Here is a 25,085-nt window from a genome sequence, read left to right as displayed (position 1 = left end):
CGTTTTTGATTTTGGTTCTACGGTTCCTGACGCTTTGGCACAAACTGTCGGAACAGTTCGCGGCTTTTGAGCGGTTTTCCTCCCAGGTACGGCTTGAGCGCCATACGGGTGAAGCGCTTCGCCGCCCGCAATGCATCCACATCGGGGAATTCGCGGTTGGCGAGAGCCTTCAAATGGTGCCCGGTAAACGTGTTGTTATCAATCACTACGCTTGCGATAAAGCCTTTTTCTTCACGATAACGATAGGTCATGGTGTCTTCCACTGCTTCACCGCTACCCGCACAGTGCAGGAAATCCACGCCGTATCCCAGATGTGCCAGCAGCGCCAGTTCAAAGCGACGCAGCACAGGTTCCGGCGTGCCGGTCACACCGGCCAGCGCCTGAATACAGTGCAGATAATCGAAAAAGAGCGCGGAGAAACGGGTTTCGTTTTCCAGCACGCGCGAGATGAGTTCGTTGACGTATAAACCGCTATAAAGCGCGATACCGCTGAGGGGAAGTGCGAGAGAGACAGCTTCGGCGCTGCGCAGCGTTTTGACATCACCGCGGCCACCAAAACGAACCAGCAAGGGGGTAAAGGGCTGAAGCGCACCTTTGAGATTTGAACGTTTGGAACGTGCGCCTTTAGCAACAAGGCGCACGCGGCCCGACTCTTCCGTGAAGACGTCCAGAATAAGACTGGTTTCGCTCCAGGGACGGCTGTGGAGGACGAAAGCGCGCTGCCATCCATCCATATCCGGGATTACTTAAAGATCGTCGACATAACCGAGACTGCGCAGTGCACGCTCGTCATCGGCCCAGCCAGATTTCACTTTCACCCACAGTTCAAGGTGTACAGGGGATTCGAACATCTCCTGCATATCTTTGCGGGCTTCGATTCCGATGGTTTTGATTTTGGCACCTTTGTTGCCAATCACCATCTTTTTCTGGCCTTCACGTTCCACCAGGATCAAACCGTGAATGTCATATCCACCGCGTTCGTTCGTCTGGAAACGCTCGATTTCTACCGTGACGGAGTACGGCAGTTCGGCACCCAGGAAACGCATCAGTTTTTCACGGATGATTTCAGAAGCCATGAAACGCTGGGAACGGTCAGTGATGTAATCTTCCGGGAAGTGATGAATCGCTTCCGGCAGATGCTTACGCACGATGCCTGCCATGGTATCGACGTTAAAGCCGGTTTCCGCAGAGATAGGCACGATATCCAGGAAGTTCATCTGCTTACCGAGGAACTGCAGATGCGGCAGCAGGTCAGCTTTTTCCTGTACGTTATCCACTTTGTTGATAGCCAGGATAACCGGTGCACGACCGCCACGAAGCTTGTTCAGCACCATTTCGTCGTCAGCAGTCCAGCGAGTGCCTTCTACCACGAAGATGATCAGTTCTACGTCACCGATAGAGCTGCTCGCGGCTTTGTTCATCAGACGGTTGATGGCACGCTTTTCTTCCATATGCAGACCCGGGGTATCGACGTAAATCGCCTGATAGGCCCCTTCGGTATGGATCCCGACGATGCGGTGGCGCGTGGTTTGCGCCTTGCGTGAGGTAATGGATATCTTCTGCCCAAGCAGATTGTTCAGCAGCGTGGATTTGCCGACGTTGGGACGTCCAACGATGGCAATAAACCCGCAGTAACTCTTTTCGTCGCTCATTCCAGCTCCAGTTTTTTCAGCGCCTGTTCGGCGGCAGCCTGCTCCGCCTTGCGGCGACTGGAACCTGTGCCAACTACCGGTTCACTCAGGCCGCTGACCTGGCAGTGGATAGTAAATTCCTGATCGTGGGCTTCGCCACGCACCTGCACAACCAGATAGGAAGGCAGTGGCAAGTGACGACCCTGTAAATATTCCTGCAAACGTGTTTTCGGATCTTTTTGCTTATCACCCGGGCTGATTTCATCCAGGCGGGTTTGATACCAGCTCAGGATCAGCCTTTCGACATTTTGAATATCGCTGTCGAGGAACACGCCGCCTATCAGCGCTTCAACGGTATCAGCCAGAATAGATTCACGGCGGAAGCCTCCGCTTTTCAGCTCACCCGGACCAAGACGCAGGCACTCACCCAGTTCAAATTCACGGGCGATTTCGGCCAGCGTATTGCCGCGCACAAGTGTGGCACGCATACGGCTCATATCACCTTCGTCGACACGCGGAAAACGGTGATACAGCGCGTTGGCGATGACGTAACTTAAAATGGAGTCACCCAAGAATTCGAGACGCTCATTATGCTTACTGCTCGCGCTTCGATGGGTTAAAGCCTGTTGCAACAGATCCTGATGTTGAAAAGTGTAGCCCAGCTTCCGTTGAAGCCGATTAATTACGATGGGGTTCATGCGTTACCAAATAGATGAATGCGTCAATAATGCAGCACACGAAACCGACCTGAGAAAGCCAACGCGGTTTCGTGTGCCGTGGATCCCTGATGGGTACCAACCTAAAACTTCGGGGGGACATTCTATACGCAACGCGTAGGGATGTCGTTAGCCGGGAGGTATTTATATTCGAAATAATTCATGCTGCCACAATAATCATGGCAGCATGAACAAAAGTCAGAGATTAATGAATACCGCCGATACGACTTAAGCGTATGCCCGTCGGCCATTCACCTTCCTGCTTTTCGAAACTCATCCAGATACCAACCGCTTTGCCGACCAGGTTCGCTTCCGGGACAAAGCCCCAGTAGCGACTGTCTGCGCTGTTATCGCGGTTATCACCCATCATGAAGTAGTGTCCTGGTGGAACAACCCAGGTCGCCAGCTGCTGGCCCTGCTGTTGATAGTACATACCCAGCTGGTCCTGCGCGATTGGCACAGTCAGAATACGGTGTGTGACATCACCGAGCGTTTCTTTGCGCTCGCTCAGACGCACGCCGTTGTCTTTGTTCTCACTTTTCGGCAACTGCCAGAAACCGCTAGTCGCTTCGCCGCCGTTACGACGGGCAAAGGTCTGTACGAAATCGCTCGGCTCAACATTGGAGTACGTTACCGGCAGTGCGTTACCGCACGCCTGACCCGAACTGCAGTTTGGCTGAATGGTGACTTCTTTGGCGATAGGATCGTACGTCACTTTGTCACCCGGCAGACCAACAGCGCGCTTAATATAATCAAGACGCGGATCTTCCGGATATTTAAACACCACAACATCACCCCGTTTCGGATGACCGGTTTCAATTAACGTATTCTGATAAATCGGATCTTTGATTCCGTAGGCGAATTTCTCCACCAGAATAAAGTCACCGATCAGCAGCGTTGGCATCATGGAGCCTGATGGGATCTGGAATGGCTCATAAATAAATGAGCGCACAATCAGCACGATAGCCAGCACCGGGAATACCGATGCGCCCGTTTCCAGCCAGCCCGGTTTCGGGCCAACTTTCTTCAACGTCTTTTTATCCAGCGTATCACCCGCTGCAACCTGCGCAGCGGCCTGACGTTCACGGCGTTTTGGTGCAAAAATAAACTTATCCAGGCACCATAAAATCCCTGTCACCAGGGTCGCAATGACCAGGATCAGGGCAAACATGTTCGCCATGCCAACTCCTTTATTGGTTATTTACCGTCTTTTCCGACATGCAGAATGGCAAGGAACGCTTCCTGTGGCAGCTCAACGTTACCAACCTGTTTCATACGTTTTTTACCGTCTTTCTGTTTCTGCAGCAGCTTTTTCTTACGGCTGACGTCGCCGCCGTAACATTTCGCCAGCACGTTTTTACGCAGCTGTTTCACAGTGGAACGCGCAATAATGTGGTTGCCGATGGCCGCCTGGATCGCGATATCAAACTGCTGACGCGGGATCAGTTCTTTCATCTTCTCAACCAGTTCACGACCGCGATACGGCGCATTGTCGTTATGGGTGATCAGCGCCAGGGCATCAACACGATCGCCGTTGATCAGGACATCAACACGCACCATGTTGGACGCCTGGAAGCGTTTGAAGTTGTAATCCAGTGACGCGTAACCACGGGAGGTAGACTTCAGACGATCGAAGAAGTCGAGCACCACTTCAGCCATTGGGATTTCATAGGTCAGCGCAACCTGGTTACCGTGGTAAACCATGTTGGTCTGCACGCCACGTTTCTCCACGCACAGGGTCATGACGTTGCCGAGATATTCCTGCGGCAGCAGCATGTGACACTCGGCGATAGGCTCGCGCAGCTCTTCAATGTTATTCAGCGGCGGCAGCTTAGACGGGCTGTCGACGTAGATAACTTCATTGTTGGTGGTCTGCACTTCATAGACTACCGTCGGCGCGGTAGTGATCAGGTCCAGATCGTATTCACGCTCCAGACGCTCCTGGATGATTTCCATGTGCAACAGGCCGAGGAAGCCACAGCGGAAGCCAAAGCCCAGCGCCGTTGAGCTTTCTGGCTCGTAGAACAGGGAAGCATCGTTGAGGCTCAGTTTGCCCAGCGCATCACGGAAGTTCTCGTAATCATCGGAACTGACCGGGAACAGGCCCGCGTAAACCTGCGGTTTGACTTTCTTGAAGCCGGGCAGCGCTTTGTCAGCCGGGTTACGGGATAGCGTCAAGGTATCGCCAACCGGTGCACCCAGGATGTCTTTGATCGCACAAACCAGCCAGCCTACTTCGCCGCAGTTCAACTGGGTACGGTCAACCTGCTTAGGGGTGAAGATACCCAAGCGGTCTGCGTTATATACCTGACCGGTACTCATGACTTTAACTTTGTCGCCTTTGCGCAGGGTGCCGTTTTTCACACGAATAAGCGACACAACGCCGAGGTAGTTATCAAACCAGGAGTCGATGATCAGCGCCTGCAGCGGTGCTTCTGGATCGCCCTGAGGCGCGGGGATATCACGCACCAGACGTTCTAATACTTCAGGCACGCCCACACCGGTTTTCGCCGAGCAGCGCACTGCGTCTGCGGCATCGATGCCGACGATATCTTCAATTTCTTCCGCCACACGTTCCGGATCGGCCGCTGGTAGGTCAATTTTGTTCAGGACGGGAACCACTTCCAGGTTCATTTCCATCGCGGTGTAGCAGTTGGCAAGCGTCTGTGCTTCTACGCCCTGCCCGGCATCAACCACCAGCAGTGCGCCTTCACAGGCGGCCAAAGAACGAGAAACTTCATAGGAGAAGTCAACGTGGCCCGGGGTGTCGATGAAGTTAAGCTGGTAGGTTTCACCATCCGTCGCTTTGTAATCCAGGGTCACGCTCTGCGCTTTAATGGTGATGCCGCGTTCACGCTCCAGATCCATGGAATCAAGAACCTGCGCCGCCATTTCACGATCGGAAAGACCACCGCAAATCTGGATAATACGGTCAGACAACGTCGATTTACCGTGGTCGATGTGAGCAATGATGGAGAAATTTCTTATGTTCTTCATAAATATGAATTTTTTACTCGCTATGCGGATTGATTCTTCTTGATGGACACAGCGGTGGACATTCCACAGTAACTACCCCATCAACGACTGGCCTGCATATTACACTGTAGCGTCGAAATCGTCAGCATACGATCTGTTGATTAACATACGACATCATGCCACCAAGTGGAGAAGAACCATTGACAGATAGCACCAAAGGGGCTAATATTTATCGCGTGAGGTAGCGGAAAGGCTGCAGCCCAGGCCCGAAAGGATGAACGATGGGCTCCAACGATATGACAACTGCCGAACTGGAAAAAATCCAGGCCGAAATCGCAAAACTAATGGCGGAAACCTCGAACTGAACCGTGAGTCAGCTTGGTATCCGATGTTGCATCGGTTCTCATCGGTACCGCGGCTGCTATCACAACGGTAATTCTCAAACTGATTTAATGTTAAGCCCCTTCGGGGGCTTTTCCATAGGTACTGTATGCGACTGATTAATGACTACATCCCACCTACCCCAATGCAACTGGAAAAACTAAAAGAAGAACTGGGGTATACGGGCAATCAAATGGCTGACCTGGCGGGCGTTGCCAGCAATAGCCAGTGGCGAAAATATACTGGCGGAGAGTCGCCGCGCGCTATGTCACCGCACATATTGTTCTTTATGGCCGCGCAATTAGCACTTAACGAGGATGAAATCCATAAGGTGCTTGGTAAAATGCGGGAAATTGGTTCGGAATTCCAGGTAACGACTTAATGAAAAACTTGAATCGTGATTTTCTTCGTGTGGAGCACTATTTCGCATATAAGCATCTCAAAGAGTGCCTTCATAAAGAAGTTCAAAAAGGCAGCAAGCCATTCTCATGGCCCGTCGCAATTCATCGAGCCATCAAATGCTCTGATCGCAGATTTTACTTTTGGTTTCGGATATGGCGTTACTTCTTCCAGTCCAACAAATTCAAGTTAGGAAAGGTTGCTAAACACAAATTGAGAAAGCTGAACCGCAGCTACTCGACGGACATCAACCCAAGAGCTTCCATAGGTCCAGGGTTTAAAATTGTTCACTTCCCTGGCGTGGTAATGCGGGGCAATATTGTTATTGGTGCGAATGCAATAATCCGACAAGGTGTTACAATCGGCGCAAGAAATGGAACTGATCAAGGCTATAGCCGTATTGGTGATAACGTCGAAATTGGATGTAATACCTGTATCATTGGCGATATCACCATCGGTAACAATGTAACAATAGGCTCAATGGCTTTTGTGAATAAAAATGTTCCTGACAACTCCGTTGTATACTCTGCAAATGAGATGGTCGTCCGCAACAAATAAAAGTAGGCGATAGTCATTATCGCCTACTTAATCACTCACTTTAATTCCTGATCTTGACCCGCCATCTCCGGACAGCTTTTGTATCTTAAGTTAACGATGCCCGCTGCCGCCGGTATTTTTCGTAGAGTAGTACCCCAGCGCACTGTGCGATGATTTTCATTGTAATGCGTGAACGCGGCCGCAAGGTTTTGCCGCGCTGTTCTCACATTCGATTTTGGCATGAACGCGATGTAGTCTTCCTTCATCGTTTTCACGAATCGTTCGGCCATGCCATTGCTCTGCGAACTGCTCACCGTTGTCGTACAGGGCGTCAGATTCAACTCTCTGGCGAACTTTAGCGTTTCATGCGTAGTATACGCTGAACCGTTATCCGTCAGCCACTGTAGCCAATGTCACCGAAGCGCTTTTCTACCGACCTCAGCATTACATCCTATGCGGTCGTCCTGTCGTAACTGTACTGGCTGTTTATTTTGGCTTTGTCGAGGTTTCGCCTGATGCGTGGGTTTTCACCTCACGCGAGTATCGCGGCCCACTTCGTCGCACGCAGGCTTGAGACCAAACTCTGGATAACCTCCGATCGTCATTTTGTCCTGCTTACCCAGAAAGCGGAGCTGGTAGAAAAAAGTGACTGCGCCTTTCTTTGATATGCGAACCCACAGGCCGTCCCGGCCTACTTTATCTTCAATTTTGTCGCGCTCTCGCCAAGGCACAACTTTATATAACCATCTGAAATAGCTATTAATTATCCCTGTGTGTGTCAATCATAGAATATGGACGCACTGGTGAACACAAAAAACCATCATTATGATGTCGTAGCCTGACTGTACATGCAAACAGTATTAATTTTTGGATTGCTGATTTGGTGGGAGGTTTTTACGGGTATTTGTCGGAGGTTTGCGGAGGGGAACGAGATGTCAATTATCGATGTGCGCGATGCTCGAAAAATTACGTATATTCTTCATAGTTAGAGTTAGTTATGCCTTACGAATTCCTGGAGGCCGCGGGTCTGCGCCTGACGTTTGATCGTTCGAAAACGCCGCATTCTACACTACATCTCCGTCGCCAGGAAATGCTCTTCCGGCAAGCTTAGCGGTTAGTTGTGGGGAGATCCTGCTGGACATGTAAATAAAGATAAAAGCCAGCGTAATTACTGGCTCAGTTCAGAAGATGAGGCGTCGACGCGCAGCATATTCGGCGGCAGACCTACGCTGATAATGACCGGCTGCCACGCTTCGCGAGAAGCCAGTTTTGGGGAAAGGCCGCGGGCTACCAAAAAGCCACCCACGCCACCTAAAATACCACCGGCAAACGCGGCTAAATCACTGCCAAATAACAGCTGAAACACCGCAGCCATGACGAAAAGACCCAGTAACGGCGTCATGTAGACCAGCACCGCGGAAGTCAACAGGCTACCCTCGCTAATGCCAAGCTCTACTTTCTGTCCCACCACCAGCGGCTCCGCGCTGGGCACGGTAATGGTATGTTCCGTTTGCGGCCCGAGCTTATTGAGTACCCGGCTGCCACAACCTGCCCGCGAGGAGCAACTGCTACAGGAGGACTTGACGTCACAGCTCACCTTCGCGACTCCGTCGCCCCAGGAGATAACTGTGGCCCATTCTTTAATCATGGCGCCGCCTTGAATTTGATGCTGTCCGCAATGCGTTTCGCCGTCTGCGGTGGCAGCTCACCCACAATGGTGATTTCAGAGTTGTCGCGAACGGACGTACTGACTGTACGGCGTCCGGTACGCAGGACCTGCTCGCTGCTGTTGGCATTGGCGTGATTCACGTTCACCGAGAAGCTAAACAACCCATCGGAATAAAGACGTGACTCGACCGGCGTATCAATTGTCGGCAACGTTCTACGGCTTCCGGCAACCTCAACAAACCCTTGCGGCAGCCAGCTCGGCAGCCAGCTGAATTTCACTTTATCGCCAACCGGCACGGACAGCAGCGGCGGCAGACTCGCGGTGGAGAGGGTCTGCATATTGCTGCTCACCTGCTCGCTGACGTTAAACGCCACAACGCGGAACTGCTCGAGCGTTTCACCGTCCCTGTCCAGCAAGTCGACGCGCATCGGCAGTTTGGTTTCCGAATCCAGCCACACGATATAGCTGTAGCGCGTCCCGTCACGCGCCACCACGCGGATGACCTCACACAGCCTGTCGGCAATGCGAGTGCGGCCCACGGAGATGAAGTCGTAGTATGGCGCGAGGCGTTTGAAGTCGGTATAGACCAGAGATGGCAGTGAATCGACGATGTAATCGCCGTTCAGGGTAAAGGGATCGAGACCGGGCTCGAAATAGCTGATTTCGTTTCCGCGCTGGACGACTTCACGGCGCGGACCGTCCATCTGCAGCAACTGCGCCAGAGCCTGATTATTCAGACGCGCGTGACGATAGCGTAGTGACTCTACGCCCTGCTTATTGATGCTGACAAACGACAGCTCGTAGTTGAGAGACTGGCTGGCCAGATTCATCTGCTGCAACAACGCCCCGGACGAGACATCTGCCGAGGCGTTGGCGGAGAAGAACAGGCTACCAGCCATTAAAGACATGGCACACCAAAGTTGCTTCATTACTGCGATTGCGTTCCTAACGTTTGATATCCAGGCACCTGAACAGCAGCTTGCTGAGTCTGGGCTTGTTCAAACTGAAGCTGTTCGGAGTGCAGACGACGCTGCAATTCGTAGTCCTGAAGCATCGCGTTGATACGGCGGCGCTGTTCCTGGACCTGCTGCTGACCTGTACCCGCATTACTACTCGCACTGGCATCGGCAGGAACACCCAAACTGACCGGACTTGCTTTGCCCATCATCGGCAGTGTGTTAAACACCGGCGTTTCAGGTTGGTCGGTCGAATTGGATTGCCCGTTGTAGTGCTGAACGCCCACGATCACCGCAAGTGATACGCAAGCTGCAACGCCCATTTGGGTAAGGGAGCTGGCCCACGGACGCACTTTTTTCCAGAACGGCATATTCTGCCACTGGTGCGGTGCGGGTTGGGCTTCAGGAATGAGCGGCGTCGCCAGACGTACAGGTTCATTCTCAATAGCGGCCATAACGCGGGCTGAAATATCAAAATTGAGAGTCTGCGCCGTCTCACCACGCATGGTATCGCGGATAAGATGGTAGCTCTCCCATGCTCTTTGCATCTCAGATGAACGGGTCAGCTCGTTGAGCAACTCGTTATCCAGCGTTTCACCATCCATTAAGGCGGAAAGTTTTTCTTTCTGCATGCCTAATACCTTTTCCAGTATTCCGCTATCGTCAACGCCTGATTAGCGGTTGAACTTTATTATCAATAGCTTCTCGTGCACGGAAAATGCGCGAGCGAACCGTACCCACTGGACAATCCATGATAGCCGCTATCTCTTCATAGCTCAGGCCATCCAACTCCCGTAACGTGATTGCCATGCGTAAATCTTCCGGGAGAGACTCAATGGTACGGAACACTATTTGTCTCAGTTCTTCTGACAACATTAAGTTCTCAGGGTTCGAAATTTCTTTCAGCGCACCGCCACTTTCGTAATTTTCTGCTTCAATCGCGTCAACATCACTTGCTGGCGGGCGTCTCCCCTGAGCAACCAGGTAATTTTTTGCCGTGTTCACGGCGATTCGGTACAGCCATGTATAGAAAGCACTATCTCCCCGGAACGAATCCAGCGCACGATAGGCCTTTATAAAAGACTCTTGTACTACGTCAGGCACATCGCCAGACGGTACGTATCGGGAAACCAGATTTGCCACTTTATGCTGATAGCGTATCACCAGCAGGTTGAAGGCCTTCTGATCTCCCTTTTGGACCCGCTCGACAAGGACCTGATCCGTTAACTGCTCGCTCATCCGAGGTAATGTCTCCTCAAACCTTATTCCCATGCGTAATCAAAACGCCACTCCACATACTGCACTATGAGCAAGCAACAGCTTAGAGTGGGCTATTATCGTAAAGTTCAGTTACGCCTTTGCTTTTTGTGACTGCGGATAGACAGTTCATTATCACTCATTATAAGTCTACCACTGCTAAATGAAGTGTCAGGCGCACAATAAACGTCTGAAATCTGTCTGCAGAGTACCGTAATGCCACCTCTTTTTCATCATAAAATCTGAAGGTAACGACCTGCTTCGCAATAATTTTCTTTGATTTACAAACTTTCCCGCTCAGCCTCTCTGTTTAGCCATTACAACCACACAGAAAAATAATCGTGCTAATAGCGGGACTCTGGTGCTACATTGCCTGAACCTTGTTTAGTAAATTAAACACAGACTATGACAACGACTCCCGATCTCTCCTGTGATGTGCTCATTGTCGGTAGCGGTGCTGCCGGTTTATCCCTTGCGCTACGCCTCGCCGAGCACAGTTCAGTCATTGTGCTCAGTAAAGGACCCATCAGCGAAGGCTCGACGTTTTACGCCCAGGGCGGGATTGCCGCCGTGTTCGACGAAACGGACAGCATTGAATCTCATGTCGACGATACGCTGATTGCCGGGGCTGGTCTTTGCGACCGCCATGCAGTGTCGTTTGTCGCCAGCAACGCCCGCCCTTGCGTCCAGTGGCTTATCGACCAGGGCGTGCTGTTTGATACGGAAGTCCAGGCCAATGGCGAAGCCAGCTATCATCTGACACGCGAAGGCGGACACAGCCATCGCCGTATACTTCATGCCGCCGATGCCACAGGGAAAGAGGTCGAAACAACGCTTGTCGGAAAAGCGTTAAATCACCCAAATATTCAGGTCATTGAACGCAGCAACGCCGTGGACCTGATCGTCTCCGATAAAATTGGCTTGCCCGGCACCCGACGAGTCGTTGGCGCGTGGATCTGGAATCGCAATAAAGAAGCGGTGGAAACCTGCGCGGCGAAATCTGTGGTACTGGCGACCGGCGGCGCCTCGAAGGTGTATCAGTACACTACCAATCCGGATATTTCCTCCGGCGATGGCATTGCGATGGCCTGGCGTGCGGGTTGCCGGGTGGCGAATCTTGAGTTCAATCAGTTCCATCCGACCGCGCTTTATCATCCAAAGGCGCGCAATTTCTTGCTGACCGAAGCCCTGCGCGGCGAAGGCGCTCTGCTCAAACGCCCTGACGGCTCGCGCTTTATGCCAGACTTCGACGAGCGTGAAGAGCTGGCGCCGCGCGATATTGTCGCCCGCGCGATTGATCATGAAATGAAACGTCTCGGCGCGGACTGTATGTATCTCGACATCAGCCACAAACCGGAAGCATTTGTCCGTCAGCATTTCCCGATGATCCACGAAAAACTGCTGAGCCTCGGCATCGATCTGACGAAAGAACCGGTGCCGATCGTTCCCGCTGCGCATTACACATGCGGAGGCGTGATAGTGGATGATTTTGGTCGTACTGACGTTGACGGGCTTTATGCCATCGGTGAAGTCAGCTACACCGGCCTGCACGGTGCCAATCGCATGGCGTCAAACTCACTGCTTGAGTGTCTGGTGTATGGCTGGTCGGCGGCTGAAGATATCAAGAAACGGATGCCTTATGCCCGCGAAGTCAGTTCACTGCCTGCCTGGGATGAAAGTCGGGTAGAGAACCCGGATGAACTGGTGGTTATTCAGCATAACTGGCACGAACTGCGGCTGTTTATGTGGGACTACGTCGGCATTGTGCGCACCACCAAACGTCTGGAGCGCGCGCTGCGTCGTATTACCTTATTGCAGCAGGAACTGGACGAGTACTACTCCCGTTTCCGCGTGTCGAATAACCTGCTTGAATTGCGCAATCTGGTGCAGGTGGCGGAGCTAATCGTACGCTGCGCCCTGATGCGTAAAGAGAGCCGCGGCCTGCATTACACCCTGGATTATCCGGACTTGCTGGAAAACTCAGGGCCGTCGGTACTCTCCCCGTTGACTCACATAAACAAGTAAAATGCCTGGGTCAGTGCAGTGTAGCCTTCGGAATATTGCTGCTCTGGCCCACGGATAACCAGCCTGTCGCTGAAGCATTCGCCCGCCTGTGGCGAGAAGGCCAGAAGCGCGCGATGCGGCAGACGCAGCTCGGTTTCTGCTACGTCGGTTCGCAGACGCAAATGCCAACCCATCGACAGCGCGCGTTCGGTAAACGCATTACCGATATTCTCTGGCAACACCACACAGAAAAAACCGTCTTCGGTAATCGCATTGGCCGCACAGGTAAGCAGCGCCGCGTGATCGAGGGTGGTGGTATATCGTGCCTGCTCGCGCTGAGGTGTGGCGCATTCCACCCCCTGCTCATAATACGGAGGATTACTGATAATCAGGTCATAGCGGCTGTTTTCTTCCACCAGCCACCGCTGTACATCGGCGGTATGAATATGAATACGATCCGCCCATGGCGACTCGGCGACGTTTTCCGCAGCTTGCCCAGCGGCATCGGCGTCGAGTTCAACGGCATCAATCATCACTGTGTTTTCCGTACGCTGCGCTAACATTAACGCCAGCAGTCCACTGCCGGTCCCCATGTCGAGGATCCGTTTTACACGGGCAATGGGAGCCCAGGCACCGAGCAGGATACCGTCCGTCCCGACCTTCATGGCACAGCGATCGTGAGCGACAAAAAATTGCTTAAACGTAAATCCATTGCGACGAAGCACGGATGAAGACTGACTCATCATCAACAACCTTTTTCCTGATAAAATCCCCTGAGCGTCGGGTACTGCACAATACCCGAGAACAGATAGCCATACAAACAGATGAAGATTACGGCCATAACGTCTATAATCGGCGGCCCATACTGAGGTAGAACATGACTGTAACGACTTTTTCCGAACTAGAACTCGACGATAGCCTTCTGGATGCGCTCCAGGAAAAAGGCTTCACACGCCCGACCGCCATTCAGGCCGCTGCGATCCCGCCTGCGCTCGATGGCCGTGATGTCCTCGGTTCTGCGCCGACAGGCACCGGTAAAACGGCGGCGTATCTGCTGCCAGCGTTGCAGCACCTGCTCGACTTCCCGCGAAAAAAATCCGGCCCGCCGCGCATTCTGATTGTGACCCCAACTCGCGAACTGGCGATGCAGGTTGCCGATCATGCTCGTGAGCTGGCGAAAAATACCCATTTAGACATCGCTACCATCACTGGCGGCGTGGCCTATATGAACCACGCTGAAGTGTTCAGTGAAAATCAGGACATTGTGGTGGCCACCACCGGACGTCTGCTGCAGTACATCAAAGAAGAAAACTTTGACTGCCGCGCGGTTGAAACGCTGATCCTAGATGAAGCGGACCGCATGCTGGACATGGGCTTTGCCCAGGATATCGAAACCATCGCTGCGGAAACGCGCTGGCGTAAACAGACCATGCTGTTCTCCGCTACGCTGGAAGGCGATGCGATCAAGGAATTTTCCGATCGTCTGTTGCAGGATCCGGTGGAAGTGTCTGCGACACCGTCCACCCGCGAACGCAAGAAGATCCATCAGTGGTACTACCGTGCCGATGACGTTCAGCATAAAACGGCGTTGTTGATTCACCTGCTTCAGCAGGAAGACGCGACGCGTTCAATCGTGTTTGTGCGTAAACGTGAGCGTGTGCATGAGTTGGCGGGCTGGCTGCGTGAGAAAGGCATCAATAACTGCTATCTCGAAGGTGAGATGGTTCAGGCCAAACGTAACGAAGCTATTTTACGCCTGACCGACGGTCGCGTGAATGTACTGGTTGCCACCGACGTTGCTGCACGCGGGATCGACATTCCGGATGTGAGCCACGTCTTCAACTTCGACATGCCACGCAGCGGTGATACCTATCTGCACCGTATCGGCCGTACGGGCCGTGCCGGACGTAAAGGTATCGCTATTTCGTTAGTCGAAGCGCATGACCATCTGCTGCTGAGCAAAATCGGTCGCTATATTGAAGAGCCACTGAAAGCTCGCGTGGTTGATGAAATGCGTCCGCAAACTCGTGTCCCAAGCGAGAAACTGCAAGGCAAGCCGTCTAAGAAAGTAATGGCTAAACGCGAAGAGAAGAAAAAAGCGGAAAAAGAAAAACCGCGCGTGAAGAATCGCCATCGCGATGCCAAAAACATCGGTAAGCGCCGTAAGCCAAGTGCAGTCGCTGCCGCGGCGACCGAGCCGAAGAAAACCGAAGAGTAAAAAGCGAGCCGGGAAATTTCCCGGCTTTTTTCTATCCTTTCCACGCCACCCTGTCTCACTTTTTTTTGCATGACATCATCCCGATACACGCATAAAAAAACGGAGAATGACTGAGTCATTCTCCGTTCTGTGCTGAGCGTTTTGGCTTTCGTTAACTTAGCCGATCGCCGTCACTTCCCACCCCTGAGAAATTACAGGCTTTCGGTGAAAGTACGAGCGATAACGTCGCGCTGCTGTTCTGGAGTCAGTGAGTTGAAACGCACCGCGTAACCAGAAACACGGATGGTCAGCTGTGGGTATTTTTCTGGGTGCTCAACGGCGTCCATCAGCGTTTCGCGACGCAGAACGTTCACGTTCAGGTGCTGACCACCTTCAACGCGGACTTCTGGCTGAACGTCTACCGGGATTTCACGGTATTCGATTTCGCCCAGAGCGTTAACCGCAACAACCTGATCTTCAGTGAAACCGCCTTTAGCTACCAGGCAACGCGCTTCGCCTTTCTCGCTGTCGAGCAGCCAGAAAGAGTTGAGCAGGTCGTCGTTTGCAGCTTTAGTAATCTGGATACCAGTAATCATTTGATGCCTCCCTAGGCTCATTTATTCGTTTTTGCATTGGCCAGACGCTGGCCAATTGGTAAAACCATTGTTGCTTGAGTGTATATATATCAGTCTGACACCCGGCAATCATTGATTTAAATCAATAGAATTGGTGTGTGTACTGAGTACATCCATGAATTTTGTTGTTTTAAGTCAATTTTCAAGCCCTGCAAAACACAAATATGCCTGTAAACATTCAATTTTATTTGAAATAGAGCGAACTTTCCCGCTGACAAAATTTTGTTCCCTACCAAGAAGCCGTTAAGCTATCGCCAACGATATTTGCAGGAGAGCGACATGACCACGTCTTTAACCTGGCACGACGTGCTAGCCAGTGAAAAAGAACAGCCCTACTTCATCAATACCCTGGCAACCGTTGCCGAGGAATGTCAGGCGGGAACCACGATTTATCCGTCGCAAAAAGATGTGTTCAATGCGTTTCGCTATACCGAACTGCGCGATGTAAAGGTAGTGATCCTCGGGCAAGATCCGTATCACGGCCCAGGCCAGGCGCATGGGCTGGCGTTTTCCGTTCTCCCGGGTGTTGCCACGCCGCCTTCTTTGTTAAACATGTACAAAGAGCTGGAAGGCACCATTCCGGGCTTCACTCGCCCAACGCATGGTTATCTGGAAAGCTGGGCGCACCAGGGCGTACTGTTGCTCAACACGGTACTGACGGTCCGCACAGGCCAGGCGCATTCACATGCCAGTCTTGGCTGGGAAACCTTTACCGATAAAGTGATTGCCCTGATCAATGAACATTGCGAGGGCGTGGTCTTTTTACTATGGGGTGCGCATGCACAGAAGAAAGGCTCGATTATCGACCGCAAGCGTCATCACGTGCTGAAAGCGCCGCATCCGTCGCCGCTGTCAGCCCATCGTGGCTTCTTTGGCTCAAATCACTTTGTACTGGTCAACGAATGGCTGGCGCAACGCGGCGAGCCTCCAATTGACTGGATGCCGGTCCTGCCGGCTGAAAGCGAATAAAAAAAATGCCAGCATCTCGCTGGCATTTTCATTTTAGCAATGTTGAAGCATCACCCTTTGTTCTGACGCCACCATTCGGCCAGCAGAACGCCGGTTGCGACGGAAACGTTCAGGCTCTCTACATTGCCGGTTCCGTTGATAGCGACGCTCAGGTCTGAAGACTCAAGAGCGGCATCGGACAGACCATCACGTTCCTGACCCAGCACCAGTACCATTTTCTTCGGCATAGTCGCTTTGAACAGCGGGGTACCTTTATGGCTGGAGGTGGTCACAATCGCATAGCCCGCTTTGCGGAACTGATCCAGCGCGTCAATGAAGCTGTCAGCGGTGATCGGCTGTACGTGCTCTGCGCCACCTTCTGCGGTACGGATTGCAGCACCGGACTCCAGTACTGCAGCATCCTGAACCACGACACCTTTAACACCGAAGTGTGCGCAGCTACGCATAATTGCGCCGAGGTTGTGTGGGTTGCCCACATCTTCCAGCGCCAGTACGCAGTCTTCTTCGGCCGCTTCACTCACCCATTGCTTAACGCTGGTACCGTTACGCTTTTTAATCAGGAAGCAAACGCCGCCGTGGTGTTCGGTGCCAGAAGCTTTCTCCAGCTCCGCTTCGTCTACCACGTGATAGGCTTTACGGTTTGCCGCCATCCAGCGCAGGGCTTCTTTGAAACGGGGGGTCACGCTCTGGATGAACCAGGCGCGAACGATGCAGTCCGGGCGGCTCAGGAACAGCGCCTGACAAGCATTTTCGCCGTAAACACGGGTTTCTTCTGCGCGCTGACGACGGATAACTTCTGGGTCGACAAAGCTCTTGCCGCTGATCCCGCCGTGATCGGGTTTGTCTGCAACAACTGCGCCCGGTGCGCGTGAAACGGTGCGCCATGGGTTGTCGTCGCGCGGTCCGCTGTCACGTGAATTATCACGGTCGCGGAAACGGTCACCGCCACGCGGTTTGCCATCGCGAGACTTTCCATCACGACTATCGCGCGCAGGACGACGACCACCTTCGGAACGGGACGGGCTATTGCGGCTCAGACCAGCGCCTTTACCGGTGCGCGGGTTTTCCGTGCGTTTATCCGAGTCATCATCACTGCGGACGTACATCACTTTGACCTTGCCGCTTTTATTTTTCAGTTCGTCGTTCATCTTTATTCTCCACCTGCGCTGCGCGAAGCGCGAAGATTACCCGATGTGTCCGAGCTTCGCCATGATTTCGTACCAAAGACTGCGACTATTGTATTCATCGAATAAATCACATTGTCCTTTAAAACAGTCTCATCGATAATACGTAACATTAAAGAAACATTTCGGCCATTCAGGCCGTTGACTCAACCCGATTACCCAGAGGTTAGCTATGAATACCGTTTGTGCCAGTTGCCAGGCGCTTAACCGTATCCCCGACGATCGTATTAACGACTCCGCCAAGTGTGGCCGCTGCGGTCACGAGCTGTTTGATGGCGATGTTATCAATGCTACCGGTGAAACGCTGGATAAATTGTTGAAAGATGATTTGCCGGTCGTGGTTGATTTCTGGGCACCGTGGTGCGGCCCATGCCGTAACTTTGCACCAATTTTCGAAGACGTCGCGGAAGAGCGCAGCGGTAAAATGCGTTTAGTAAAAGTAAATACTGAAGCCGAACGTGAGCTTAGCGCACGTTTCCGTATTCGCAGCATTCCAACCATTATGATTTTCCATAAAGGTGAAGTGCTGGACATGCTCAACGGTGCAGTGCCTAAAGCACCGTTCGACAGCTGGTTGAACGAAGCTACCGAAGCTTGATCTGCCGGGGCACGTCTTGTGCCCCGCTTTCCCCTCTGCGACAATGGCGTTTTTCCAGCACAACGCAAAATGACTGATAACGCCGTCCTCCGCCTGCGCGCCGAACGTCTCGCTCGCGCCACTCGCCCGTTTCTTGCCCGTGGAAATCGTATTCGCCGCTGCCAGCGCTGTCTTTTACCGCTGAAACAGTGTCTGTGTGAAACCCTCATGCCTTCTGCTGCCCGGAGCCGTTTTTGTCTGGTGATGTTTGATACCGAGCCGATGAAGCCGAGTAATACCGGCCGCCTGATTGCCGATATTCTTCCCGATACCGAAGCCTTTCAATGGTCGCGCACTGAGCCGCCTCAGGCGCTACTCGATTTAGTCCGCAATCCGGATTATCAACCGATGGTTGTATTTCCGGCGTCTTATGCCGGGGCTGAACGCGAAGTCATTACCTCCCCCCCGTCAGGTAAACCGCCGCTGTTTATTATGCTTGATGGCACCTGGACCGAAGCACGGAAGATGTTCCGCAAAAGCCCTTATCTTGATGGCCTGCCGGTGATTTCTGTCGATTTATCACGCGTTTCTGCCTACCACCTGCGGGAAGCGCATGCTGAAGGTCAGTACTGCACGGCAGAAGTGGCGATCGCACTGCTAGATTTAGCGAATGACACCGAAGCCGCTGGCGCACTGGGCAACCATTTTCAGTGTTTCCGCACCCGTTATCTGGCAGGAAAACCTCAGCATAAGGGAAACATCACAGTGACGGAGCCAGAAAGCGTTTAAAATCATTCAGGAACGATCGTCCAGGAGAGAGTGCGATGAGCCAACGGGGACTGGAAGCGTTACTGAGACCCAAATCAATAGCCGTCATTGGCGCATCAATGAAGCCACAGCGTGCAGGCTATCTTATGATGCGCAATCTGCTGGCCGGCGGTTTTAGCGGGCCGGTTTTGCCGGTGACGCCTGCCTGGAAAGCGGTTCTGGGGGTGCTGGCCTGGCCTGATATCGACAGCCTGCCATTCACGCCGGACCTGGCCGTTATCTGCACCCATGCGAAACGTAATCTGGAACTGCTGGAAGCACTCGGTCAGAAAGGCTGTAAAACGTGCATTATTCTTTCCGCACCGCAGGAACAGTTCAGCGAACTGAAAGCCTGCGCCGCCCGCTTTCAGATGCGCCTTCTTGGCCCTAATAGTCTGGGGCTGCTTGCCCCCTGGCAAGGGCTGAATGCCAGCTTTTCGCCGGTGCCGATCCGTCGCGGTAAGCTGGCGTTTATTTCGCAATCGGCGGCGGTGTCCAATACCATTCTTGACTGGGCGCAACAGCGCGAGATGGGCTTTTCCTATTTTATCGCCCTGGGTGACAGTCTCGATATTGACGTGGATGACCTGCTCGACTTTCTCGCCCGCGACAGCAAAACCAGCGCCATTCTGCTCTATCTGGAGCACCTCAGCGACGCCCGACGTTTCGTTTCGGCTGCCCGTAGCGCCTCGCGCAATAAACCAATTCTGGTCATTAAGAGTGGACGTAGTCCTGCAGCCCAGCGCCTGCTGCATGTGAATTCAGGAATGGATCCGGCCTGGGATGCCGCCATTCAGCGAGCCGGTTTATTGCGCGTGCAGGATACGCATGAGCTGTTTTCCGCCGTCGAAACGCTGAGCCATATGCGGCCGCTGCGCGGTGAACGCCTGATGATTGTCAGCAACGGCGCAGCACCTGCGGCACTGGCACTGGACGAACTTTGGCTTCGCAATGGAAAGCTGGCAACGCTCAGCGACGAGACGCTGAACCGTCTTGGTGGTGCGCTGCCGGGGAGCGTAGAAGCGGCGAACCCGCTCGACCTGCGCGATGACGCCAGCAGCGACCACTATCAAAAAGCGCTGAGTATTCTGCTCGACAGCCAGGATTATGATGCCCTGTTGGTCATCCATTCCCCGAGCGCAGCCGCACCGGGAACAGAAAGCGCCCAGGCGTTAATTGATACCCTCAATCATCACGCCCGTGGCAAATACGTCACCGTGTTAACCAACTGGTGCGGGGAATATTCCTCACAGGAAGCACGCCGCTTATTTAGCGATACCGGTATTCCCACCTACCGCACGCCGGAAGGTACCATCACCGCATTTATGCATATGGTGGAATACCGCCGTAATCAGAAGCAACTGCGTGAAACACCGGTATTACCGGACAATCTGACCGCCAATACCGCCGACGCCCATGCGCTGCTTCAGCACGCCATTGCGGAAGGTGCCACGTCACTCGACACTCACGAAGTGCAGCCAATCCTCAAAGCTTACGGCATGCATACGTTGCCTACGTGGATAGCGGCAGACAGTGCCGAAGCGGTGCATATCGCTGAACAGATTGGCTATCCGGTGGCGTTGAAACTGCGTTCGCCTGATATCCCGCATAAGTCAGAAGTTCAGGGCGTCATGCTCTATCTGCGTACCGCCGCAGAAGTGCAGCAGGCGGCTGATGCCATCCTCGATCGCGTGAAAATGACCTGGCCTCAGGCGCGGATTCACGGGCTGTTAGTTCAGAGTATGGCGAACCGCGCGGGTGCTCAGGAGCTGCGGATCGTCGTCGAACACGATCCGCTGTTTGGCCCGCTCATCATGCTCGGTGAAGGGGGCGTTGAGTGGCGCGCAGAAGATCAGGCCGCCGTGGCGCTGCCACCGCTGAACATGAATCTCGCCCGTTATCTGGTGATTCAGGCGATTAAAAGTAAAAAGATCCGTGGCAGAAGCGCGTTACGTCCGCTGAATGTCGTTGGCCTCAGCCAGGTGCTGGTCCAGGTGTCGAATCTGATTGTCGACTGTCCGGAGATCCAACGACTGGATATTCATCCTTTGCTGGCTTCCGGAGACGAATTCACCGCACTGGATGTGACGCTTGAGATTGGACCGTTTGAAGGGGATAGCGAAAGCCGTTTAACGGTGCGTCCGTATCCGCAGCAATTTGAAGAGTGGGTCGAGCTGAAGAACGGTGAACGCTGCCTGTTTCGCCCCATCCTGCCGGAGGATGAACCGCTGTTGCAGAAGTTTATCGCCCAGGTCACAAAAGAAGATCTCTACTACCGCTACTTCAGTGAAATCAATGAATTTACCCATGACGATTTAGCCAATATGACGCAGATCGACTACGATCGTGAAATGGCTTTTGTCGCCGTGCATTCCATGGAGACTGGGATTGAAATCCTGGGCGTTACACGTGCCATTTCAGACCCGGACAATATTGATGCAGAGTTTGCCGTACTGGTGCGATCCGATTTGAAAGGCCTCGGCCTGGGGCGTCGTCTACTGGAAAAACTCATCGACTATACGCGTGAACATGGGCTATCGCGCTTGAATGGCATTACCATGCCCAATAATCAGGGAATGATTGCACTGGCCCGTAAGCTGGGTTTTGACGTCGATATCCAGCTTGAAGATGGCATTGTCGGGTTGACATTAAGACTATCCTCATCGCCATCGTAACTAAGCTGCTGGAAATGTTGACCACTTTAGCTGGCACTGATGGTATTATTGCTCGCTTCTGTCGTCTGCATGGTACAGAGGACCCTTGATTAATCAGAGAAGAATCGCACTGTGATGTTGTCAAAATTTAAGCGCAACAAGCATCAACAACACCTTGCTCAACTACCTAAGCTTTCTCAGTCAGTTGATGATGTCGAGTTCTTTTATGCCCCTGCGGATTTTCGGCAAGTGCTGTTGGCTAAAATCGCCAACGCGACTCGCCGCATCTGCATTATCGCCCTTTATCTGGAACAAGATGATGGCGGTAAAGCGGTTTTGCAGGCTATTTATGACGCCAAGCGTCAGCGCCCTGAACTCGATGTCCGTATCCTGGTTGACTGGCACCGCGCCCAGCGCGGACGCATTGGTGCCGCTGCATCTAACACCAACGCCGATTGGTACACCCGTATGGCTCAGGAAAACCCTGGCGTGGATGTTCCTGCGTTCGGCGTGCCGGTTAATACCCGCGAGGCGTTAGGCGTTCTGCACTATAAAGGCTTTATTATCGACGACTGCGTGCTCTACAGCGGCGCGAGCATCAACGACGTTTACCTGCATCAGCATGATAAGTATCGCTATGACCGCTACCAGTCGATTGGTAATGCGCAGATGGCCGATATCATGTTTGACTGGGTGGATCAGAATCTGGTGCATGGCCGCGGCGTAAACCGTCTCGATGATAATGAGCGCCCGAAAAGCCCGGAAATCAAAAACGATATTCGTCTCTATCGCCAGGAACTGCGTGACTCCGGTTACCATTTCCAGGGCGATGCTGATAACGAGCAGCTCTCCGTTACGCCACTGGTTGGGCTCGGGAAATCGAGCATGCTCAACAAGACAATTTTCCATTTGATGCCGTGCACCGAAGAGAAGTTGACTATCTGCACGCCTTATTTCAACCTTCCTGCCGTATTAGTGCGAAACATTATCCACCTGCTGCGCCAGGGGAAAAAGGTTGAAATCATTGTTGGTGATAAAACGGCCAATGACTTTTATATTCCAGAAGATCAGCCGTTTAAGATAATCGGCGCGCTGCCTTATTTGTATGAAATCAATCTGCGCCGTTTCCTTAGCCGCCTGCAGTATTATGTGAATACCGACCAGTTGGTCGTTCGCCTGTGGAAAGATGAAGACAACAGCTACCATCTGAAAGGCATGTGGGTCGATGACGAATGGATGCTGCTGACCGGCAACAACCTGAACCCACGTGCATGGCGACTGGATCTGGAGAATGCAATTCTCATTCACGATCCGAAACAGCAGTTGGCCGAGGCCCGGGATAAAGAGCTGGAACTGATCCGCAAACATACCACAGTGGTAAATCATTATCGCGATCTGCAAAGTATCGCCGACTATCCGGTTAAAGTCCGTAAGCTGATTCGCCGTCTGCGTCGAATTCGAATCGACAGGCTCATCAGCCGCATTCTGTGATCCTCAAGCCCCGATGGTCGGGGCTTTTTTACAGGGAGCCTGCTATGCGTATTCTGGTTCTGCTGTCTTCACTGTGGCTTTGCGGTTGCAGCCATATGGCTAATGATGCCTGGACCGGACAGGATAAGGCACAACACTTTATTGCGTCCGCCATTCTCTCCGCAGCAGGCAACGAATACGCCCAGCATCAAGGATTCAGTCAGGACAGAAGTGCAGCCTATGGCCTGATGTTCTCTCTCAGTCTTGGTGCAGGGAAGGAAGTATGGGACAGCCGCCCATCAGGCAGCGGCTGGAGTTGGAAAGATTTTGCATGGGATGTCGCCGGGGCCACAACCGGCTATACGGTATGGCACATGGCGCATCAATAAACTACAGACGTAACCCCTTCCCTTTGCTGTGCAACATCAGCGACACCACAAATGCCACCGCACTCAGCAGAGTGACATACCAGAAGAACGCACTCTCAAAGCCCATAGATTTCAGCGACAGGGCGACATACTCTGCCGAACCACCGAACAGCGCGTTGGCGACGGCGTAAGACAACCCAACGCCAAGCGCACGCACCTGAGCGGGGAACATTTCGGCTTTAAGGATCCCACTTATGGACGTGTAAAAACTGGCGATCAGCAGGGCGCACATTACTAATGCAAACGCGGCATACGGCGAATGCACATGTTGCAGTGCGGTGAGGATCGGGACGGTAAACAGCGTGGCCAGCCCACCAAAACACAGCATCGACGTACGACGACCAATTCTGTCGGACAGAGCACCGAACAACGGCTGCACCGCCATATAGCAAAAAAGCGCAGCCGTCATCACGATGCTAGCCACGCTGGCGCTCATACCCGTGGTGTTCACCAGATACTTTTGCATATAGGTTGTAAAGGTATAGAACACCAAAGAGCCACCGGCGGTGAAGCCGAGCACCATCAAAAACGCTTTGCGATTGCGCCACAGGCCTTTGAACGATCCGGCCTCCTTCAGGGCGCGCGTTTCCTGCTGCGACGTTTCATCCAGCTGACGACGTAACCAAAGTGCAACTAACGCCAGTACTGCACCCAGCGCAAAGGGAATACGCCAGCCCCAAGTATGCAAATCCTCATTGCTCAGCACTTGTTGAAGAACAACGACCACAAGCAAAGCCAGCAGCTGGCCGCCAATCAGCGTTACGTACTGGAACGAGGCAAAGAAACCTTTCCGGCCTTCAATCGCCACTTCACTCATGTAGGTGGCGCTGGTGCCGTACTCTCCGCCGACGGAAAGTCCCTGGAACAATCTTGCCAGTAGCAGTAATGCCGGAGCCCAGGTGCCAATCGTCGCGTATCCAGGCAGACAGGCAATCACCAACGAGCCAAAACACATCATGCAGACCGAAATCAGCATCGACTTTTTTCGTCCGTGACGATCGGCAATACGTCCAAACAGCCAGCCGCCAATCGGCCGCATCAGAAAACCCGCAGCAAAAATGCCGGCGGTTTGCAGAAGCTGTGTGGTGGTATTGTCTGAGGGGAAGAAGATATGTGCAAAGTAGAGTGAGCAAAACGAATAGACGTAAAAATCAAACCACTCGACAAGGTTACCAGATGAAGCACCCACGATAGCCCAGACCCGACGCCGTGAATCACTGCCCATCAGGGACTCTCGGGATGAATACGTATTCTCGGTCATTGTTATTATACTCCAGCAAAAAACCAGGTCTGCTCCTGATACAAATATTGAGGATCGCTCAGGAAGAACAATTATCGCTCGAAATGTTACACAATTGTTATAACGCGATTTGTGATCAAAAGCACAAATTCAGTTAGCAGGATCAGTAATCAGGAATTGTCGCAAGAGATTAAGGTGGGTATATTGCTGGATGGATTTATGACGTATAAACGCAAAAAACCCCGGCCTTTCGGTCGGGGTTTCTTACTTGTTTGATGCCTGGCAGTTCCCTACTCTCGCATGGGGAGACCCCACACTACCATCGGCGCTACGGCGTTTCACTTCTGAGTTCGGCATGGGGTCAGGTGGGACCACCGCGCTGTTGCCGCCAGGCAAAT

Annotated in this window: 23 protein-coding genes, 1 rRNA gene and 2 pseudogenes; 10 read left to right on the top strand and 16 right to left on the bottom strand. The window is 52.8% G+C overall.

From position 1 onward, the window contains the following. Positions 1–17: 17 nt before the first annotated feature. The 5 genes from recO to lepA all read right to left on the bottom strand — a co-directional run bounded on the left by recO (position 18) and on the right by lepA (position 5,344). Positions 18–734, bottom strand: a complete 717-nt coding sequence (gene recO, locus MUU47_RS15215; RefSeq protein ID WP_258989002.1) for a DNA repair protein RecO — start codon at positions 732–734, stop codon at positions 18–20. Between the two features lie 12 nt (positions 735–746). Continuing rightward, positions 747–1,652, bottom strand: coding sequence for a GTPase Era (gene era, locus MUU47_RS15210; protein ID WP_258989001.1), 906 nt, complete (start codon positions 1,650–1,652; stop codon positions 747–749). Continuing rightward, positions 1,649–2,329, bottom strand: coding sequence for a ribonuclease III (rnc, locus tag MUU47_RS15205; RefSeq protein ID WP_159760801.1), 681 nt, complete (start codon positions 2,327–2,329; stop codon positions 1,649–1,651). The genes era and rnc overlap by 4 nt, the downstream gene beginning before the upstream one ends. Before the next feature lie 223 nt (positions 2,330–2,552). After that, entirely contained in the window at positions 2,553–3,527 is a 975-nt protein-coding gene (gene lepB, locus MUU47_RS15200) for a signal peptidase I (protein WP_258989000.1), read from the bottom strand. A gap of 17 nt (positions 3,528–3,544) precedes the next feature. Beyond that, the gene (lepA, locus tag MUU47_RS15195; protein ID WP_258988999.1) at positions 3,545–5,344 is read right to left on the bottom strand and encodes a translation elongation factor 4; all 1,800 of its coding nucleotides are present in this window, start codon (positions 5,342–5,344) and stop codon (positions 3,545–3,547) included. Between the two features lie 469 nt (positions 5,345–5,813). Here lepA and MUU47_RS15190 point away from each other — a divergent pair, with 469 nt between their 5' ends. Together MUU47_RS15190 and MUU47_RS15185 are read left to right on the top strand one after the other, a co-directional pair. Then, on the top strand, positions 5,814–6,086 hold the full coding sequence (locus tag MUU47_RS15190; RefSeq protein ID WP_258988998.1) for a helix-turn-helix domain-containing protein: 273 nt from the start codon (positions 5,814–5,816) through the stop codon (positions 6,084–6,086). Beyond that, complete coding sequence (locus tag MUU47_RS15185; RefSeq protein ID WP_258988997.1) at positions 6,086–6,661, top strand: serine acetyltransferase; 576 nt, start codon at positions 6,086–6,088, stop codon at positions 6,659–6,661. Before MUU47_RS15190 ends, MUU47_RS15185 begins: the two co-directional genes overlap by 1 nt. A gap of 90 nt (positions 6,662–6,751) precedes the next feature. Here MUU47_RS15185 and MUU47_RS15180 read toward each other — a convergent pair. The 6 genes and pseudogenes from MUU47_RS15180 to rpoE form a co-directional block, all read right to left on the bottom strand. After that, positions 6,752–7,091: pseudogene (locus MUU47_RS15180) on the bottom strand (integrase core domain-containing protein); the annotation flags it as partial. A gap of 15 nt (positions 7,092–7,106) precedes the next feature. Beyond that, positions 7,107–7,400, bottom strand: a pseudogene (locus MUU47_RS15175) (Arm DNA-binding domain-containing protein); the annotation flags it as partial. A gap of 408 nt (positions 7,401–7,808) precedes the next feature. Further along, on the bottom strand, positions 7,809–8,288 hold the full coding sequence (rseC, locus tag MUU47_RS15170; RefSeq protein WP_258988996.1) for a SoxR-reducing system protein RseC: 480 nt from the start codon (positions 8,286–8,288) through the stop codon (positions 7,809–7,811). Then, complete coding sequence (gene rseB / locus MUU47_RS15165) at positions 8,285–9,238, bottom strand: sigma-E factor regulatory protein RseB (RefSeq protein ID WP_159776346.1); 954 nt, start codon at positions 9,236–9,238, stop codon at positions 8,285–8,287. The genes rseC and rseB overlap by 4 nt, the downstream gene beginning before the upstream one ends. Then, complete coding sequence (gene rseA / locus MUU47_RS15160; protein WP_258988995.1) at positions 9,238–9,897, bottom strand: anti-sigma-E factor RseA; 660 nt, start codon at positions 9,895–9,897, stop codon at positions 9,238–9,240. The genes rseB and rseA overlap by 1 nt, the downstream gene beginning before the upstream one ends. Before the next feature lie 31 nt (positions 9,898–9,928). Beyond that, positions 9,929–10,504, bottom strand: a complete 576-nt coding sequence (gene rpoE, locus MUU47_RS15155) for an RNA polymerase sigma factor RpoE (RefSeq protein WP_110508841.1) — start codon at positions 10,502–10,504, stop codon at positions 9,929–9,931. A gap of 423 nt (positions 10,505–10,927) precedes the next feature. Between rpoE and nadB the strand changes: the two genes are divergently transcribed. After that, entirely contained in the window at positions 10,928–12,547 is a 1,620-nt protein-coding gene (gene nadB / locus MUU47_RS15150) for an L-aspartate oxidase (protein WP_258988993.1), read from the top strand. Here nadB and trmN read toward each other — a convergent pair. Beyond that, on the bottom strand, positions 12,532–13,269 hold the full coding sequence (gene trmN / locus MUU47_RS15145) for a tRNA(1)(Val) (adenine(37)-N(6))-methyltransferase TrmN (protein WP_258989386.1): 738 nt from the start codon (positions 13,267–13,269) through the stop codon (positions 12,532–12,534). The genes nadB and trmN overlap by 16 nt on opposite strands. A 134-nt stretch (positions 13,270–13,403) precedes the next feature. Here trmN and srmB point away from each other — a divergent pair, with 134 nt between their 5' ends. Continuing rightward, positions 13,404–14,744: an ATP-dependent RNA helicase SrmB gene (gene srmB, locus MUU47_RS15140; protein WP_258988991.1), complete on the top strand. Its 1,341-nt coding sequence runs from the start codon at positions 13,404–13,406 to the stop codon at positions 14,742–14,744. 191 nt (positions 14,745–14,935) lie between these two features. Here the strand turns inward: srmB and grcA are convergent, their stop codons facing one another. Continuing rightward, positions 14,936–15,319, bottom strand: coding sequence for an autonomous glycyl radical cofactor GrcA (gene grcA, locus MUU47_RS15135; protein WP_110508829.1), 384 nt, complete (start codon positions 15,317–15,319; stop codon positions 14,936–14,938). 318 nt (positions 15,320–15,637) lie between these two features. On the opposite strand from grcA, the gene ung reads away from it, so the two are divergent. After that, positions 15,638–16,327: a uracil-DNA glycosylase gene (ung, locus tag MUU47_RS15130; protein WP_258988990.1), complete on the top strand. Its 690-nt coding sequence runs from the start codon at positions 15,638–15,640 to the stop codon at positions 16,325–16,327. Between the two features lie 50 nt (positions 16,328–16,377). Here the strand turns inward: ung and MUU47_RS15125 are convergent, their stop codons facing one another. Next, the gene (locus MUU47_RS15125) at positions 16,378–17,475 is read right to left on the bottom strand and encodes a tRNA/rRNA methyltransferase (RefSeq protein ID WP_258988989.1); all 1,098 of its coding nucleotides are present in this window, start codon (positions 17,473–17,475) and stop codon (positions 16,378–16,380) included. A gap of 208 nt (positions 17,476–17,683) precedes the next feature. Between MUU47_RS15125 and trxC the strand changes: the two genes are divergently transcribed. From trxC to MUU47_RS15100, 5 genes are all read left to right on the top strand, one after another. After that, complete coding sequence (gene trxC / locus MUU47_RS15120; protein ID WP_258988988.1) at positions 17,684–18,109, top strand: thioredoxin TrxC; 426 nt, start codon at positions 17,684–17,686, stop codon at positions 18,107–18,109. 69 nt (positions 18,110–18,178) lie between these two features. Continuing rightward, complete coding sequence (gene tapT, locus MUU47_RS15115) at positions 18,179–18,877, top strand: tRNA-uridine aminocarboxypropyltransferase (RefSeq protein WP_258988987.1); 699 nt, start codon at positions 18,179–18,181, stop codon at positions 18,875–18,877. A 35-nt stretch (positions 18,878–18,912) separates the two neighbouring features. Further along, positions 18,913–21,570, top strand: coding sequence for a bifunctional acetate--CoA ligase family protein/GNAT family N-acetyltransferase (locus MUU47_RS15110; RefSeq protein WP_258988985.1), 2,658 nt, complete (start codon positions 18,913–18,915; stop codon positions 21,568–21,570). A gap of 114 nt (positions 21,571–21,684) precedes the next feature. After that, positions 21,685–23,040, top strand: coding sequence for a CDP-diacylglycerol--serine O-phosphatidyltransferase (pssA, locus tag MUU47_RS15105; protein ID WP_258988984.1), 1,356 nt, complete (start codon positions 21,685–21,687; stop codon positions 23,038–23,040). Between the two features lie 44 nt (positions 23,041–23,084). Beyond that, a complete protein-coding gene (locus MUU47_RS15100) occupies positions 23,085–23,408 on the top strand; it encodes a YfiM family lipoprotein (protein WP_258988983.1) in 324 nt (107 codons plus the stop codon). A 1-nt stretch (position 23,409) separates the two neighbouring features. On the opposite strand, the gene MUU47_RS15095 is transcribed toward MUU47_RS15100, so the two are convergent. Both MUU47_RS15095 and rrf read right to left on the bottom strand, forming a co-directional pair. Next, positions 23,410–24,708, bottom strand: a complete 1,299-nt coding sequence (locus tag MUU47_RS15095) for an MFS family transporter (RefSeq protein ID WP_258988982.1) — start codon at positions 24,706–24,708, stop codon at positions 23,410–23,412. Positions 24,709–24,964: 256 nt separating this feature from the next. Beyond that, positions 24,965–25,080 (bottom strand): 5S ribosomal RNA (gene rrf / locus MUU47_RS15090). Positions 25,081–25,085: the final 5 nt, after the last annotated feature.

The sequence above is a fragment of the Scandinavium hiltneri genome (genome assembly GCF_024764835.1).
In the GTDB taxonomy this organism is placed as follows: domain Bacteria; phylum Pseudomonadota; class Gammaproteobacteria; order Enterobacterales; family Enterobacteriaceae; genus Scandinavium; species Scandinavium hiltneri.
The sequence above is the reverse complement of the archived record's forward strand: the minus strand, read 5'-3'. Positions and strand labels throughout refer to the sequence as shown.

Coding starts and splice junctions, on each gene's coding strand:
- recO (WP_258989002.1), bottom strand. CDS start 734: ATGGATGGATGGCAGCGCGCTTTCGTCCTCCACAGCCGTCCCTGGAGC.
- era (WP_258989001.1), bottom strand. CDS start 1,652: ATGAGCGACGAAAAGAGTTACTGCGGGTTTATTGCCATCGTTGGACGT.
- rnc (WP_159760801.1), bottom strand. CDS start 2,329: ATGAACCCCATCGTAATTAATCGGCTTCAACGGAAGCTGGGCTACACT.
- lepB (WP_258989000.1), bottom strand. CDS start 3,527: ATGGCGAACATGTTTGCCCTGATCCTGGTCATTGCGACCCTGGTGACA.
- lepA (WP_258988999.1), bottom strand. CDS start 5,344: ATGAAGAACATAAGAAATTTCTCCATCATTGCTCACATCGACCACGGT.
- MUU47_RS15190 (WP_258988998.1), top strand. CDS start 5,814: ATGCGACTGATTAATGACTACATCCCACCTACCCCAATGCAACTGGAA.
- MUU47_RS15185 (WP_258988997.1), top strand. CDS start 6,086: ATGAAAAACTTGAATCGTGATTTTCTTCGTGTGGAGCACTATTTCGCA.
- rseC (WP_258988996.1), bottom strand. CDS start 8,288: ATGATTAAAGAATGGGCCACAGTTATCTCCTGGGGCGACGGAGTCGCG.
- rseB (WP_159776346.1), bottom strand. CDS start 9,238: ATGAAGCAACTTTGGTGTGCCATGTCTTTAATGGCTGGTAGCCTGTTC.
- rseA (WP_258988995.1), bottom strand. CDS start 9,897: ATGCAGAAAGAAAAACTTTCCGCCTTAATGGATGGTGAAACGCTGGAT.
- rpoE (WP_110508841.1), bottom strand. CDS start 10,504: ATGAGCGAGCAGTTAACGGATCAGGTCCTTGTCGAGCGGGTCCAAAAG.
- nadB (WP_258988993.1), top strand. CDS start 10,928: ATGACAACGACTCCCGATCTCTCCTGTGATGTGCTCATTGTCGGTAGC.
- trmN (WP_258989386.1), bottom strand. CDS start 13,269: ATGAGTCAGTCTTCATCCGTGCTTCGTCGCAATGGATTTACGTTTAAG.
- srmB (WP_258988991.1), top strand. CDS start 13,404: ATGACTGTAACGACTTTTTCCGAACTAGAACTCGACGATAGCCTTCTG.
- grcA (WP_110508829.1), bottom strand. CDS start 15,319: ATGATTACTGGTATCCAGATTACTAAAGCTGCAAACGACGACCTGCTC.
- ung (WP_258988990.1), top strand. CDS start 15,638: ATGACCACGTCTTTAACCTGGCACGACGTGCTAGCCAGTGAAAAAGAA.
- MUU47_RS15125 (WP_258988989.1), bottom strand. CDS start 17,475: ATGAACGACGAACTGAAAAATAAAAGCGGCAAGGTCAAAGTGATGTAC.
- trxC (WP_258988988.1), top strand. CDS start 17,684: ATGAATACCGTTTGTGCCAGTTGCCAGGCGCTTAACCGTATCCCCGAC.
- tapT (WP_258988987.1), top strand. CDS start 18,179: ATGACTGATAACGCCGTCCTCCGCCTGCGCGCCGAACGTCTCGCTCGC.
- MUU47_RS15110 (WP_258988985.1), top strand. CDS start 18,913: ATGAGCCAACGGGGACTGGAAGCGTTACTGAGACCCAAATCAATAGCC.
- pssA (WP_258988984.1), top strand. CDS start 21,685: ATGTTGTCAAAATTTAAGCGCAACAAGCATCAACAACACCTTGCTCAA.
- MUU47_RS15100 (WP_258988983.1), top strand. CDS start 23,085: ATGCGTATTCTGGTTCTGCTGTCTTCACTGTGGCTTTGCGGTTGCAGC.
- MUU47_RS15095 (WP_258988982.1), bottom strand. CDS start 24,708: ATGACCGAGAATACGTATTCATCCCGAGAGTCCCTGATGGGCAGTGAT.